Genomic DNA, 15,135 nt, shown 5'->3' on the forward strand with positions numbered 1-15,135 from the left:
TTACTCTTTTTTCTTTTCCGAAAGATATTTAGCCAACCTACTGTTATAAGGGTCTAATTTTTTAGCCTCAGTAAAACAAGCAGAAGCCAATTCTGCTTGTTTTAATTCTGTATGAGCCATTCCCTTGGTAATGAGTATATCTGCTTTGGTTGCCAGATTATCCGGACTCATCAGCAACGCAATAGCGCAATCATTTGCTGTCTGTACAAAATTATTTTTATTCAGAAATATCATTGCCCGCTGGTGGTATGCTTCAGGAAATACCGGCCTTAAGTAAATGGCATCCTGTACCAGACTCAGCGCACTGTCATTATTATTCAAAGCCATCATTACTTTGGCCAGATTTAAGCGGAGAATTCCGATATAAGGTTCCAGTATCAACGCCTCTTCACAATATTTAGCTGCCAAGGCAAATTGGTTCAGTTGTAAATAAACCAGGCCTTTTTCGCTAATGGCTTCTGCATAGGCAGGTACTTTCTTTAAGGCTTTGTCTATAAGCTCCAACTGTAAAGTTGGGTTGCTGTTGTTTCTTGCATTCATCAACGCTTCATAAGCAATCTCTTTTTTATCTGCATCGTTTTCTAACAAAAGAGAAACCCAGATATTGTTTCCTGCCGCACTGTTCCATCCCCTGGAAACGGCAGCATATCTTTTGGATTTAATGGGATGGGTGGGAGGTCCATCGGTTTCGTTTAAGAAACTAAAGATAGATTCGGCTTCGGTTTCTTTTGCTCCCAGCTTTTGTAAAATAAATCCGGCAAACTCATCCGCTTCAATTTCCTTATCGGGTCTGCTGCCAATTCCATCCAGCGAGTGACCATTAAAGTGATGGCCCAGTTCATGCGCCAATACGCCTGTTACAAACCATTTATTATTGGTTCGCTTTTGAAAGTTTTCCAGGAACTGTCTGTCAAATTGAATGAATCTTTCCTGTCCGGTTTCATTATTAAAACAAACGGCAGCACAGTTGTTAAAGTTCTGAAGAGCCACCAGTCTGAAGCGGTTGCGTAAACCTACAACAGCGGTTATTTTCGTAATCAGTTCATTCATCCATTTCTCCGCATTTTCATCTGATACTTCAGCGGCGGGTACAGGTTCGTAGTGGGTTGAATTACCAAAAAAATTGCAGGCGAAGCTTACTTTATTGCGCGCGTCTTTTTGAAGAACAGGTTTGATGGAGGCTTTTTTCTGCGCATGCAGCATACTGGCTGCGAATAAAAGACAAGTGGCGAGAAGGGTTCTTGTAATCATGCAATAAAAGTCTTGTATATTTTTTAACCCCAAATACCGTCTCAACGGTATTCAGTTATTTGTACGGAACATTATTTTAGGGTTAATATTCTTTGTTATGCGTATCCTTTCTTTTTTGCTTCTGATTTGTTTTTATTTACTGTTATCAGTTGCCTGCAATCAGCGCGTGGGTAGCGGTTCCGAAGAAAAAGGCAATGCCGCAGATGCCAGTGAAGTGGCATCTGCAGATTCAGTAGATAAGCAGATGACTGCCTTATCAAATGGAAGTTTTACAGATAGAAAATTCATCCGCAGTTCAGAACTTGAATTCAAGGTGGACAATGTAAGAGAAGCAACAGAAGACATCAAAGAGATTGTTCAAAAAGCCGGAGGGTTTGTTATATACAGCAAATTGAGTAGCCAGATTAATCAAATGGCTGAAACGGAATTGAGCAGAGATTCATCCCTGGAATTTATTAGGTATACCGTGCAGAACAATATGAAGATCCGTGTACCAACCGTTCGTTTTGATACGGTACTCTCCAGCATATTGCCACTTGCCAATTTTATTGACAATCAGATTGTTCAATTGGATGATGTTTCGTTTGAAGTATTGAGTAATCATATGACCATTCGAAGAGCGGTAGGTGGGGCAAGAAAAAACAAAAAGGAATCAGCAGATCTAAGTGCCTATCAACAGGAAGAAGCAGACCGGGCCAAAGTAGACAACCTTTCGCTAAGCGATCGTATCCGCTACAGTGATATATCACTTGTGTTTTCGCAAAGATCACTGGTGAAACAAACGGTGATAGCCAATGAAGAAAAAGCGATGGAGTATCAACCGGGCTTTGGTCGCAAAATCCTCACCGCCTTTATAAAAGGATGGCAGCTGATTGAATGGCTGTTTCTAATCCTAATCCAGTCATGGTCATTGATTCTTGCGGGTCTTGTTGTGTGGTTCCTGTATCGAAAATTCAGAAAGGGAACTAACTCACCCCGCTACCCGGATTAATCTTGTCTTCCGGATTCACAAAATGTAATTTGCCATTGGCGTCCTCAGCCATCAGAATCATGCCATTGCTTTCAATGCCGCGCATTTTTCTGGGAGCTAAATTGCAAACTACCGTTACCTGCTTGCCAACAATATCTTCCGGAGAAAAATGCATGGCAATACCAGAAACAATCGTGCGGGTTTCAAAACCAAGGTCTACCTGTAGTTTCAATAGCTTATCCGCTTTCTCTACTTTTTCTGCAGCTACGATTGTGCCTACTTTCAAATCAATCTTTGCAAAATCGTCGAATACAATTTCGGGCTTTACGTGAGATTGTGATGCAGTTTCACCTGTGGTGGCTGATGCAGAAGCAGGCTGATTATTATTGTTAGATGGTGCAATGCTTTCTTTGTTCACGGCTGCTGCTTTTAATTTCTCAATCTGTTTGCTTATTTCTTCGTCTTCAATTTTTCTGAACAACAATTCCGGTGCTCTTAAACTATAACCTACACTCAGCAATTTCATGCTGCCTGCGTTTTCCCAATCCAGTATTTTGTCTACTACTTTTAGTAAATAGCAGATCTTCTTGGCAGTAAAGGGAAGGAATGGGTTGATCAGAATCGCCAGGTTTGCCGTAAGCTGTAAACAGATATGCAGACAGTTGTCAATCAGCTTTTGCGCTTCCGGATTGGCTTCCAGTTGTTTCGCAATAATCCAGGGCTCTTTTTTCTGCATGTACTGATTCCCTATTCTCGCAAGGTTAATCACTTCGAATTGGGCATCTCTGAATTTATAGTCTTCCAGCAGTTTCTCTACTTTTTCTTTGGTCTGTTTAATTTCTGCAATGGTAGCATGATCCAACTCATCCATTACTTCTGCATGCAACGGGGGTACTTTTCCTTTACATAGTTTGTGCATCAATACCAATGCACGATTAATGAAATTGCCGAAGATGCTAACCAGCTCACTGTTGTTGGCATCCTGAAAACCCTTCCAGGTAAATTCACTGTCCTTGCTTTCGGGTGCTATGGCAGTTAAATAGTAGCGTAAGGTATCGGCCAGTTGTGATCCCCCGTTCTCTGGCTTAATAAAATCGTTGATATAATCTTCCATTTCGAGTTTCCAGTTTCTGCTGGTACTCATTTTGTCCCCTTCCAGATTCATGAACTCATTTGCAGGAACGTTGTCCGGTAAAATATTTCCGTGCAATTGTAGCATCACCGGGAAAATGATACAGTGAAAAACAATATTGTCCTTGCCAATAAAATGAATCAGTTTGGTCTCTTTGTCTTCCCAGTAAGGTTTCCAGTCTTTGCCTGCATTCAATGCCCATTGCTTGGTGGCACTTATATAGCCGATGGGCGCATCAAACCATACATACAACACTTTCCCTGCACTGCCTTCCACATCAGCGGGTAAAGCAACGCCCCAATCCAGATCGCGGGTAACCGCCCTGGGTTGTAAGCCGCCATCAATCCAGCTCTTGCACTGGCCAACAACGGTAGAACGCCAGTCATTGGCATGTTCTTCCAGAATCCATTTACGTAAAAAATCTTCGTGTCTGTCTAAAGGCAGGTACCAGTGTTTGGTAGTCTTTTTAACAGGGGCATTGCCACTTAGGGTGCTCACCGGATTAATCAGTTCATCCGGGCTTAAACTCTTGCCACAGCTTTCGCACTGATCTCCGTATGCGGCAGTAAAGCCGCAATTGGGACAGGTTCCTTTAATGTATCGGTCGGCCAGAAAGCTCTGTGCCTGTTCATCGTAATATTGTTCTGATTCCTTTGTAATTAAATCGCCCTTGCTGTTTAGCGCAGTAAAGAATTCACTGGCTGTCTCGTGATGAATGGGAGAACTGGTGCGGTGATAAATATCAAAAGAGATACCCAGGTCTTTAAAATTCTGTTCAATAATGGGATGATACTTGTCTATGATGGCCTGTGCCGTGGTACCTTCCTTGGTAGCCTGGATGGGAATGGCTGTTCCGTGTTCGTCGCTGCCGCACACAAAAACCACATCTCTTTTCTGGGCCCTTAAATAACGTACATAGATATCTGCGGGCAAATAAGCCCCGGCTAAGTGTCCAATATGTTTCAGCCCGTTCGCATAGGGAAGGGCGGCTGTAATTAAATATCGCTTCGGTTGCTTCATGTTCTATCCTGCTTTTGCAGTGGGCAAAGGTACTAAATGCAAGTTTATTTGGAAATTTCAGAATTGGATGTATATTTGATATCAAATTAATATCAAAATAAATTTTATGGAAAAGACCATTAAAGCGGCACAAGGGTTTCTGGTTTTATTACTGGTTACTGTTATGGTGGCTGCAGGCATATATGCAATAACCCAATTTAAGGAAGCTGAGGACCAAACCAGAACAATGTTGATCTGGTTCGTGGTTATTGATTTTATTGCTTCCTTCTTTTTGTTATTAGGATTGGTGGTAGTGCAACCCAATACCAGTGTAGTACTTACCTTCTTTGGTAAGTATGTGGGTACTGTAAAAGACAATGGATTGATTTTTGTAAATCCTTTGTATACCAAACAGAAAGTCTCTTTGCGTTTGCAGAGTTTGGAAAGTACTAAGCTAAAAGTGAACGACAAGCTGGGTAATCCCATTGAAATTGCTGCTGTTATTTTGTGGCAGATTGAAGACACGTACAAGGTATGCTTCGATGTGGTGAATTTCTCGAACTATATGACCAACCAAAGTGAAGCTGCTTTAAGACATATGGCATCTACCTGTCCATACGATAGCATTGAAGATGAGCATGCTGCTGTTACCTTAAGGGATGGTGGAGAAAAAGTGATAGAAATGCTGGAGTCTGAATTGAACGAGCGCATGTTCAAAGCAGGTATTGTTATTAAGGAAGCCCGTATCAGTCACCTGGCTTATGCGCCTGAAATTGCACAAGCTATGTTACAGCGCCAGCAGGCAACGGCTATTGTAGCTGCCAGAAGTAAGATTGTAGAAGGTGCGGTAGGTATGGTAGAAATGGCTTTGGACTTATTGTCCGAAAAACAAATGGTGGAATTGGATGAAGAGCGCAAAGCCGCGATGGTAAGTAATTTACTAGTAGTATTGTGTGGAGACCGTGCAGCATCTCCTGTGGTGAATACCGGCAGTTTGTATCAATAATCTAAAGGAATTGTTTTGAGTAAAAAGTCATTTGTTTTACGCATTGATCAGCAATCCTATGCCGCCCTGGAAAAATGGGCTGCAGACGAGTTCAGAAGTGTCAATGGTCAAATTGAAATGCTGATTGATCAGGCTTTGAAAGCGGCAGGCCGGAAAAAAGAAAGCACTGTTATAAAAACCAAACCCAAGAAAAGTTCCTGATGAAGAGAAATTCTTTTTTACAAATGGCGGGAATGGGATTGATGTCGGTGCCTCTTTTCGGTGCACCGCTGCATGCAATGGCTGCTGAACGTTCTGCCAGAAAAATCAGACAACCCCGAAACCTGCAACCCGGTGATACCATTGGTATAACTTGTCCTGCAGGTTTTGCACTCTCAGCAACCATACAGCCGTGCAAAATCATTTTAGAATCCTGGGGTTATAAAGTACGGTTAGGAGATACGGTTGGTAAAACCGACCATACTTTTGGCGGAACAGACACAGAAAGAGCAGCCGATTTGCAGCGCATGATGGACGACCCGGATATTCATGCCATCCTTTGTGCAACCGGAGGCTATGGAACGGTGCGCATCATTGATCAACTCAACTTCAAAAATTTCAGAAAACATCCCAAATGGATTATTGGCTTCAGCGATATTACGGTACTGCATAGTCATCTGCATCAGGTGGTGGGAGTGGCCAGTATCCATGCCAAAATGTGCGGCAGTTTCCCCAATGACTGGGAGCTGGCTGATGAAATACAAAAGGCAACAATATTGTCCATCAGGGATGTACTGGAAGGAAGAAAAGTAAATTATCCTGCCATTGTTACTCCATCCAATCGCCTGGGAACGTCAGAAGGGAAAATCATCGGAGGCAATTTAAAAATTTTAGAGAACCTGAATGGGTCGGCTTCCATGATTGAAACCAAAGGGAAAATACTGGTGTTGGAAGATGTGGGGGAGCCCTTGTACAATATTGATCGCATGTTTTGCAATTTGCTGCGATCAGGCAAACTTAATCAGCTGAGCGGATTGGTTATTGGTGGATTTACCAATATTAAATTAGACAACCCTGCCGTTCCATTCGGAAGAGATATTTACACGATTGTACAGGAAAAAGTCGGAGCTTTCAATTATCCTGTTTGTTTTGATTTTCCGGTAGGGCATATCAAAAATAATTTTGCACTGAAAATGGGAATCCCACATCGCTTAACAGTAGGTCCCGATAAAGTTGAACTACAAGAAATCTAAACCATGATTACCATCCCGCCCTATTTAAAAAAAGGAGATACCATCGCCATTACCTGTCCGGCCGGATACATGGATGCGATGAATATTAAAACCTGTGTGAAAACCCTTCAGCAGTGGGGCTTTCAGGTGTTGATTGGGAAAACAGTGGGCAGTAGTTCCAGCAACTATTTCAGTGGAACAGATGAAGAAAGAAGAGATGAATTGCAAGCCATGCTGGATGAGCCATCCATCAAAGCCATTCTTTGCGGACGGGGAGGTTACGGTGTTACGCGTATTATTGAACAAATCAACTTCAAAGCTTTTCGCAAACAGCCCAAGTGGATCATTGGCTTCAGCGATATCACCGTATTACATTCCTATTTATTCAGCAAGTGCAAAATAGCATCCCTGCATGCGCCGATGGCCAATGCTTTTAATAAGGGGGGGGCAAAAGGGCCCTATGTACAGTCGCTCCAAAAAGCCCTTACAGGAAAGAAAAATCAATACGAATGCAAGTCCTATTCCAAAAACAGATTGGGGAAGGCAACCGGAGTATTAGTGGGCGGAAATCTTGCGCTGCTGGCACATCTGGCAGGTTCTTCTTTGTTATATAAAACCCGGGGTGCCATTTTATTTATTGAGGATGTAGGCGAATATCTCTACAATATAGATCGCATGTTGATTCAGTTAAAACGTGCGGGTGTATTAAAGCAATTGAGTGGGTTGATTATCGGTGGCTTTACCGAATGCAAAGACACTACCAGGCCTTTCGGTAAAAAACTCGAAGAAATTATTCAGGAACATATTGCCGAATACAATTATCCGGTTTGTTTTCATTTCCCGGTAAGTCATGCCAAAGCCAATGTTGCGCTGAAAGTAGGTATACCAGTAAGTTTGAATGTATCCGCTCAGTCTGTTACAATGAAGGAGCTGTAGAAAAAAATTAGCCTTAACCCTTTTGCTCAAATTTACCCATCATTGCATGAGTTTATTCAACTCCTGCTGCATGATTTTGCTTTCAGTTAAATTGTTGTGCTCGCCTTCTGGTATGGTTATGAATGCATCTCCTTTTTTCAATAGAGGTTCTAATTTCTTTGCATTGCTATATGGAATAACGCCATCATCAGTACCATGAAAAATACGAACGGCTGCTGTTACTTTGGGTAAATAGTCAACAGTAGGAAATTTAAAATGCAATAGTTGTTGCAGGGGATACATGAATAAATAACGCCCAAGCAAAGACTTCATGCTGAAATATGGTGTTTCCAGCACCAGTGCCTTACAATCCCTTACAGATGCCAGTTGGGTGGCAATACCCGTTCCGATCGACTTTCCGTAAATAATAATTTGTTCCGGCTTAAACCGAATCTTAGCCAGCATATACAATTGCAATGCGCCTTCGTACAAATTTTCTTCAGTGAGTTCTCCGGTTGATTTGCCAAATTTGGGATAGTCAATCATCCATACTTCGTAGTTATTGCGGGTGAAATTTTCCGCGTAAGGAGCATATCGGCCAATATTTTTCTGGTTACCATGAAAATACAATACTACCCCTTTTCGTATGCTGTCTGGCACCGTAAAATGTACTACATGAAACTGGGTTTTGGCATCCAGCGGAATTACCGACTCCTGAAAAGGTTGCGTAAATCCATAGCTGCTGTCTGCTTCCACTGCTTTGGGGTGAAAGAGTAAATGATCCTGAAGAATAAACAATACAGAGCCAATTAACGCATAGAGCAGAAGTCCTATTTTCAGGTAATAAAAGAATGTAATTTTTTTCACGGAACAAAGGTAAGCAGATTGCCTGCTTAATATTTTAAGATATCTCTGATAAAATTATGGTACTCTGCAAAACCCGGCAGGTTATTATGCCCGCCTCCCTGAATACTGATCAGGGTTATTTTATGTGGGTTCAGTCTTTGCAGATTTTTGCTGTGTTTTATGGGAATTAACCAGTCTTTAGTGCCGTGAATGATATAAGTATGACAGTTCACTTTTCTGATCCACTGGTCGGTTTGTAATTTGTAGCGCAAAGTGAGTTTGTGTGGAATAAAGGGCGTAAATCTTTCTGCTACTTTAATGAAACTATAATAAGGGGCATCCAATATGAGGTATCGAGGGGAATTGTCTGCCGCTATTTTGGTTGCGAATCCACTGCCCAGGCTTCTGCCATATACCAGCATATGGTGTTCAGGATATTTTAGTTTGAGTTGTTCGTAAACAAACTGCATATCGGCCAGCATTTCCTTTTCACTTCTTTTTCCGGTGCTCTTTCCAAAGCCGCGATAATCTACCAGTACTACATCGTACTGAAAGCGGTAAAAATCCTTGGCATATTTTGCCCAGCCTTTGATGCTTCTGGAATTGCCATGAAAGTAAAGTATCAGCCCTTTGGGTTCTTTAACGTAAAAATGTAACCCATTAATGCGAACTCCGGGTGCTACATTAAAGAACAATTCCTCAAAAGGAGCATCGTATTTGTATTCAAAATCAGGGGCTAATTTTTCGGGTTTGAAAATGAGTTTTTCCTGGATAAAGTATCCTATGATTACGATAAGTAAGTAACCCCCTAATACATACAATAGAACGGTACCCAAATGAATTGATTTTATTCTTCCCCTTCCGGAAAGATACGGGATAGTTTCAACTTGGAAACCGGTGCCACAATCAATGGGAATTTCTCAATGGTAACATTGCTGGGATCCAGTCCAAAGCCCCTTTCCTCGCTTAATGAAATTTCTTTCAGCCAGAAATAAAGTTTCATGATGATGCGTTCGAAGAAAGGTAACTCGTTGTCCTGGCTCAGGTATTTTTCCATCACGATAAACTGGAAGTCGCCAACAATATTGTTTTTCTCCAGGCTTTCGTAGCGGCTGGTAATATTTACTTCTTTGTTCTTCACCAGTTCTTCCACCACTTTTCTGAACATCAGATTGATGCGGTGTTCTACCCTGAATCCCAGTCTGAATTCAATACGGATGATATCGTTGGGAATAATATGTTCAACGGTATATTCACAGGAATAGGGATCGTCCAACACATCTACGTGAACAAACCAATAGATATCTGCTCTCTTGGGTTTTTTGTTCAGAATGGAGTAAATGATTTTGTGCTCAATCTCATTGTGATTGTTGGCACTGGTCATGTAAACCAGGTGAGTAGCATATTTGGGAATGCTCTTGTCGTTGCTGAGCTCCTGAATCATTGGAATATAATTCTCCAGCCGAACAAATTCTACGTAACGGTTTTTAATCTTACGGCTTCTGTACCATACATACATAACCGCAAACAAAGCACCGCCCACCAATAAGGTAACATAGCCTCCGTGCACAAATTTTTCCATTAGTGCAACCAGGAATGCCGATTCATATATTAGATAGAATACAAGGAATATATAAATCCAGACAGAAGCGGTTCTTTTGAGAACTAAAAAATTGGAATATAAAATGGTAGTTGTTAGCATGGTTACTACAATGGCCAATCCATAAGCAGCTTCCATTCTGGAAGACTCTCTGAAATACAAAACCACACCCAGACAACCCAGAAATAAAATCAGGTTAATGCCGGGAACAAATAGTTGACCTCTTTCTTCAGAAGGGTATCTGACTTTCATTTTGGGCCATAGGTTCAGGCGTAGGGCTTCACTTATTAAGGTAAAAGAACCCGATATCATGGCCTGGCTGGCAATGATGGCAGCAGAAGTGGCAATGATAACTCCGAAAATGATAAACCACTGTGGCATTAAGTCGTAAAAAGCATTGATTCCAAACTGGGCTTTATTAGCTGCATTTACCATCAACCCTTTATGTGTACTTAACAACAAAGCACCCTGTCCAAAGTAGTTCAGTAAAAGACAGATTTTTACATAAATCCAGGAAATTCGGATATTTCCTCTTCCACAGTGTCCCAAATCGGAATAGAGAGCTTCTGCACCGGTAGTACAAAGAAAAACAGCACCCAGTAGCCAGAAACCATTTGGATAAGTAATCAGCAGTTTAATGCCGTAATAAGGGTTCAGTGCTTTAAAGACGGACCATTCATTTCCCATATGAGCCAGTCCAAGTATGGCCAACATGGTAAACCAGATCGTCATAATGGGGCCAAACAATTTTCCAATACTTGCGGTACCAAATTGTTGCATAAAAAAGATAAGTGCCAATATGCCGATTACAATGAAAACAATGCTGTCTGTTGTAATAGATTGCATAGCAGGTAATTCCTTCAGGCCCTCAATGGCAGAAGTAACCGAAATTGGCGGAGTGATAATGCCGTCTGCCAGCAGTGCTGCACCCCCAATCATAGCGGGAATAACCAGCCATTTTTTCTTCGTCTTACCAGGGCATACAAAGCAAAAGTTCCCCCTTCACCCTTGTTGTCTGCATTCAGAATCATCAATACATACTTCACCGTGGTTTGCAGCGTAATGGTCCAGATAATACAGGAAAGGGCACCAATAATCAGTTCTTCTGAAATAACCCTGTTGGTAATAATCGCGTTAAAAACGTAAAGAGGAGATGTGCCGATGTCACCGTAAATAATCCCTAAAGCAATCAAGAGACCAGCACCGGTAACTTTGTTGATATTTTTACTCACAAAAGAAGCGTTGAAGCATTAAATTGAATCAATCTTTAACAAATGTATGGGTAATTTGTATAAACCAAATGATTGGTACAAACCGTACATTTGAACTATAAAGATAGTGCGTATGAAAAGGTCATTTCTGTTTTTTTATGGGCTATGTTAGCAACTTGTGCATCCGTGTCTGCTCAGAGCATCGTTTATTCTGAACCAGACCGGGATGACCCCCGCACGTTGAATTTTGAAGTGGTTGGTAAAATAGGCGGTAAGTTCCTGATTTATAAAAATGCCAGGGACGACCATTTCTTTTCCGTTTACGATTCGGAAATGAAATTGAGCGCAAAGGTTAAAGCAGATTTTCTGCCTTCCAGAACTAAAATACTGGGAACAGATTTCTTGGCCTATCCCGATTTTACCTATTTTATTTATCAGTATCAGCAAAGAAATATCTACTATGTAATGGCTGCCAAAATTGGTCCGGAAGGAAAAATTATGGGGGAGGTAACCATGCTGGATACTACATCCGGTATTGGCTACACGGCCAATAACAGAATCTATACTATTGTTAACAGCGAAGACAAACAGAAGCTGGGCGCATTTAAAATCAGTACCCGCAACGAAAAAGAACACGTGATTACTTCCTGTGTATTCAATAAGGAACTGAATCAGCTGGAGAAAGTAAGGATTCCGGTTCCCATGCCAGACAGAAACGATTACCTGGGTGAGTTTGGTTTAGACAATGAGGGCAATCTGGTTTGTTTAAGAGAGTCTTCGGTAGCGGCTAATGAGAGTGTTATTAAAGTGAGTCTGGTGATAAAATCACTCGGCAGCATCAATCCCACCATCAGTGAAGTAAAAGTAAAAAACCTGTTTCTCGACGATATCCGAATAAAGATTGACAACCTGAATAAAAAAATTCTGATTACTTCTTTTTTCAGTAAGCAGAAAAGAGGCAATATTGATGGTTTGTACTATACCCTCTGGGACAAGAAAAACGGTACTGAATTGCTGAATGCCACTACGGTTTTTACCGATGAATTCAGAGCAGATGTAAAGGGAGAAGGGTCTACCAAGACTGCTTTCAATGATTTTTATTTAAAGAACCTTATTCTGCGCAGAGACGGTGGATTCATGATGATAGCAGAATCTGCCTACATGAATTCAAGGGGAAACAATTTCAATCGCTGGGATATGATGAACCGGAGTCCTTTATATAACCCTTATTTTGGTTCAGGGTTTGGGATGGGGATGGGGATGGGATTCGGTGGCTACTATCCTTATGGATCCGGCTTCAATGCTTATCCCTGGGGATCGCCCTGGGGAATGAATAATATGGGTGGAAATAATGTTACCCGGTATTTCTCGGATAATATTGCCATCATTTCATTTGAACCAGATGGAAAAATGGAGTGGAGTAATGTAATACGTAAAACCCAGTTCGACGACAATACCGATAATTATATTGGGTATGGCTTAATGAACTCAGGAGACCAGATTCGTTTTCTGTTTAATATTCAGGAGAAACGCAACAATGTTTTAACCGACCAGGCAATGTCTCCTCAGGGACAGATCGACCGCAATCCAACCCTTAAGAATCTGGAAAGAGGATACGATTTCATGCCCAGACATGCCAAGCAAACCGGGTCCAGACAGGCGATTATTCCTTGTATGTACAGGGGGTTCACCTGTTTTGCCAAAATAGATTATTAACTTGCGTCCGTGGTATTTTTATTCAGAGACAAATCGATTATTAATATTTTATTTTTACTGCTGCTCAGTTTGCTGGTGCACGCGCATGGTTTCTTTTTACCGGTTCCGGTAGAAGCTAACTTGAACACTGGCTATCTGGGATTTCTGTTGCAGCATTATCTGAAACCTTTGCTGGGAGAAGCCGCTTTCTGGGTGTATATCCTCATTGTAATGGTACAGGCCATACGGCTAAACTTTTTACTGGCAGAACAGAAAATGTATCCACAGTCTAGTTATACCGTGGCCATGACTTATGTGTTGCTCACCGGATTGTTTCCGGAATGGTCTGTTATTTCACCAGCTTTGCTGGCCAATTTTCTGCTGATCTGGATATACATTAAATTAACCAGACTCTACAACAATCCCGCACCCAAAACACTATTGTTTAATATAGGATTACTCGTTGCCATTATGGTACTCTGTTATCATCCTACAGCATTGGTTGTTCCGGTTGTTTTGTTTGCACTGGGTATCATGCGGGCTTTCAAATTACAGGAATGGTTTACCCTGATTATGGGGATGGTATTGCCTTATTATTTTCTGGCATCCGGATTGTATTTAACGAATCAGTTACCCCTGATCAGTAACTGGCTGCCAGATTTGGAAATTCCCACAAAGCTAACTCCGCTAACGCAGTCTGAATGGATTGGGTTGTCGGCTTTTCTGATCAGCTTTTTTATCGGTCTTTTTTTCTGGCAGCAATTCAACAGCAGACTGGTGATTCAGATGAGGAAGAACTGGTCTTCCCTGCTGGTGATGACCTTAATTCTGGCCATTGCCCCTGTTGCATTTCATCATGCCGGATTTGAAGCAGCCCTGCTTTGTCTGGTGCCGGTGGTTCCATTTGCTGCGGCTGGTTTTTCTTATCCCAGGCGATTGCTTTTCCCCAATTTGATATTCTGGCTGCTTTTGGCCGCAGTTATGTACAATAATTGGCAAATCGTTAAATTTTAGGCATTCTTTCTCTTTCTGGATTGTACCTTTGTGCCTAAATCTAAATTACATGAAACTAGGGGTGGTGGTTTTCCCGGGATCCAATTGCGACAGAGACATGCAGGATGCATTACAGAACGACCTGAACAAGGAAGTGATTATGTTATGGCACAAAGACAAAGATTTGTCGGCTTTCTCAACAGAAGATTGTATTGTACTTCCTGGTGGATTTTCCTACGGAGATTACCTGCGTTGTGGTGCCATTGCCCGTTTTAGTCCAATGATGCAATCGGTGATTGATTTTGCCAATCGCGGAGGTAAAGTGCTGGGTGTTTGTAATGGATTTCAGATTCTTTGTGAGAGCGGCCTTTTACCCGGTGTGCTTTTACAAAATGCCAATCAACAATTTATCTGTAAAAACGTTTATATAACCAATCCTGCAACTGGCGCCATGAAGATTCCTATTGCACACGGAGAGGGCAGATTTCATGCAGATGAAGCTACCCTGGACGAATTGGAAAAAAACAACCAGGTTTTATTCCATTATTCTGATGCAGCAGGTAATATTACAGCAGAAGCCAATCCAAACGGAGCGGCCCGAAATATTGCCGGTATTAGAAATGCAGGAAACAATGTTTTTGGAATGATGCCGCATCCGGAACGTGCAACATCACCTAGTCTGCACAACCTGGATGGATTGAAAGTATTTGAATTGTTGTCTATTCAATAAGAAAAAATGAAAAAATTACTAAGCGTTTTGGTTGTTTTGATGAGTCTGGGTTCTGTAAGCGCACAGATAAAAGATCCGGTGTCATGGACATTTGAAGCAAAGAAAAAACAGCTGATATTTACGAGCTGGTAATTACGGCCAATATCCCCAAGCCCTGGCATATGTATTCACAAAATATGCCAAGCGGAGGTCCTGTTCCAACCAAGATTGTTCTAAACCCTAATCCATTGATAAAGCCCCAGGGCAAGCCCAAAGAACAAGGGAAACTGGAAAAAATCAATGATAAGATTTTCGATATGGAAGTGTTGTTCTACAGTGGCAAAGTGGTGTACACACAGGTGGTGAAAGTGAAGCCAGGAATCAAGACCAATGTAGCAGGATATGTAAACTATATGGTTTGCGACGACGAGCAATGCCTGCCTCCAACCAAAAAACAATTTGACATTAAGTTATTATAATATGAAGAAATTCATTTGGGTGCTGGTACTGAGTTTACTGGCACAACAGGGAATTGCACAGGAAAACTCACCTGTGCAATTTGTTTTTTCAACCCAGCGTGTGAAGTCGTGGGAGGCA

General features: G+C 41.6%; 15 protein-coding genes and 1 pseudogene. 10 read left to right on the plus strand and 6 right to left on the minus strand.

The window, feature by feature from the left end; translation table 11 throughout:
* On the minus strand, window positions 1-1,251 hold the full coding sequence (locus tag P767_RS17795; protein WP_157611553.1) for a tetratricopeptide repeat protein: 1,251 nt from the start codon (window positions 1,249-1,251) through the stop codon (window positions 1-3).
* Between the two features lie 97 nt (window positions 1,252-1,348).
* On the opposite strand from P767_RS17795, the gene P767_RS0114325 reads away from it, so the two are divergent.
* On the plus strand, window positions 1,349-2,242 hold the full coding sequence (locus tag P767_RS0114325) for a DUF4349 domain-containing protein (RefSeq protein ID WP_026765081.1): 894 nt from the start codon (window positions 1,349-1,351) through the stop codon (window positions 2,240-2,242).
* Here the strand turns inward: P767_RS0114325 and metG are convergent.
* A complete protein-coding gene (gene metG / locus P767_RS0114330) occupies window positions 2,217-4,373 on the minus strand; it encodes a methionine--tRNA ligase (RefSeq protein ID WP_026765082.1) in 2,157 nt (718 codons plus the stop codon). The two genes, P767_RS0114325 and metG, sit on opposite strands and share 26 nt — an antisense overlap.
* Window positions 4,374-4,479: 106 nt before the next feature.
* Here metG and P767_RS0114340 point away from each other — a divergent pair, with 106 nt between their 5' ends.
* The 4 genes from P767_RS0114340 to P767_RS0114355 are packed head-to-tail and all read left to right on the plus strand — an operon-like array spanning window position 4,480 to window position 7,505.
* The gene (locus P767_RS0114340; protein ID WP_026765083.1) at window positions 4,480-5,358 is read left to right on the plus strand and encodes an SPFH domain-containing protein; all 879 of its coding nucleotides are present in this window, start codon (window positions 4,480-4,482) and stop codon (window positions 5,356-5,358) included.
* Between the two features lie 15 nt (window positions 5,359-5,373).
* The gene (locus P767_RS0114345; protein ID WP_026765084.1) at window positions 5,374-5,559 is read left to right on the plus strand and encodes a type II toxin-antitoxin system antitoxin; all 186 of its coding nucleotides are present in this window, start codon (window positions 5,374-5,376) and stop codon (window positions 5,557-5,559) included.
* Window positions 5,559-6,590 carry a S66 peptidase family protein gene (locus P767_RS0114350; RefSeq protein ID WP_026765085.1) on the plus strand — a complete coding sequence of 344 codons (1,032 nt, stop codon included), beginning with the start codon at window positions 5,559-5,561 and terminating at the stop codon, window positions 6,588-6,590. Before P767_RS0114345 ends, P767_RS0114350 begins: the two co-directional genes overlap by 1 nt.
* Window positions 6,591-6,593: 3 nt before the next feature.
* The gene (locus P767_RS0114355) at window positions 6,594-7,505 is read left to right on the plus strand and encodes a S66 peptidase family protein (protein ID WP_026765086.1); all 912 of its coding nucleotides are present in this window, start codon (window positions 6,594-6,596) and stop codon (window positions 7,503-7,505) included.
* Window positions 7,506-7,544: 39 nt separating this feature from the next.
* Here P767_RS0114355 and P767_RS0114360 read toward each other — a convergent pair whose 3' ends face one another.
* The 4 genes and pseudogenes from P767_RS0114360 to P767_RS17255 all read right to left on the minus strand — a co-directional run.
* Window positions 7,545-8,351 carry an alpha/beta hydrolase gene (locus P767_RS0114360; RefSeq protein WP_026765087.1) on the minus strand — a complete coding sequence of 269 codons (807 nt, stop codon included), beginning with the start codon at window positions 8,349-8,351 and terminating at the stop codon, window positions 7,545-7,547.
* A gap of 26 nt (window positions 8,352-8,377) precedes the next feature.
* The gene (locus P767_RS0114365; RefSeq protein WP_026765088.1) at window positions 8,378-9,166 is read right to left on the minus strand and encodes an alpha/beta hydrolase; all 789 of its coding nucleotides are present in this window, start codon (window positions 9,164-9,166) and stop codon (window positions 8,378-8,380) included.
* An 11-nt stretch (window positions 9,167-9,177) separates the two neighbouring features.
* Entirely contained in the window at window positions 9,178-9,849 is a 672-nt protein-coding gene (locus tag P767_RS19195) for a KUP/HAK/KT family potassium transporter (protein ID WP_407636329.1), read from the minus strand.
* 12 nt (window positions 9,850-9,861) lie between these two features.
* A pseudogene (locus P767_RS17255) lies at window positions 9,862-11,162 on the minus strand (KUP/HAK/KT family potassium transporter); the annotation flags it as partial.
* Window positions 11,163-11,252: 90 nt separating this feature from the next.
* On the opposite strand from P767_RS17255, the gene P767_RS0114375 reads away from it, so the two are divergent.
* The 5 genes from P767_RS0114375 to P767_RS17260 are packed head-to-tail and all read left to right on the plus strand — an operon-like array spanning window position 11,253 to window position 15,017.
* Window positions 11,253-12,857, plus strand: coding sequence for a hypothetical protein (locus tag P767_RS0114375; RefSeq protein ID WP_157611555.1), 1,605 nt, complete (start codon window positions 11,253-11,255; stop codon window positions 12,855-12,857).
* A 9-nt stretch (window positions 12,858-12,866) separates the two neighbouring features.
* Window positions 12,867-13,850 carry a hypothetical protein gene (locus tag P767_RS0114380; protein ID WP_026765090.1) on the plus strand — a complete coding sequence of 328 codons (984 nt, stop codon included), beginning with the start codon at window positions 12,867-12,869 and terminating at the stop codon, window positions 13,848-13,850.
* Between the two features lie 49 nt (window positions 13,851-13,899).
* On the plus strand, window positions 13,900-14,559 hold the full coding sequence (gene purQ / locus P767_RS0114385; protein ID WP_026765091.1) for a phosphoribosylformylglycinamidine synthase subunit PurQ: 660 nt from the start codon (window positions 13,900-13,902) through the stop codon (window positions 14,557-14,559).
* A gap of 6 nt (window positions 14,560-14,565) precedes the next feature.
* On the plus strand, window positions 14,566-14,691 hold the full coding sequence (locus tag P767_RS19025) for a hypothetical protein (RefSeq protein ID WP_262506408.1): 126 nt from the start codon (window positions 14,566-14,568) through the stop codon (window positions 14,689-14,691).
* Window positions 14,692-14,720: 29 nt separating this feature from the next.
* A complete protein-coding gene (locus P767_RS17260; RefSeq protein ID WP_051417373.1) occupies window positions 14,721-15,017 on the plus strand; it encodes a protein-disulfide reductase DsbD domain-containing protein in 297 nt (98 codons plus the stop codon).
* Window positions 15,018-15,135 lie beyond the last annotated feature (118 nt).

The sequence above is a fragment of the Sediminibacterium salmoneum NBRC 103935 genome (genome assembly GCF_000511175.1).
GTDB classification, from domain to species: Bacteria; Bacteroidota; Bacteroidia; order Chitinophagales; family Chitinophagaceae; genus Sediminibacterium; species Sediminibacterium salmoneum.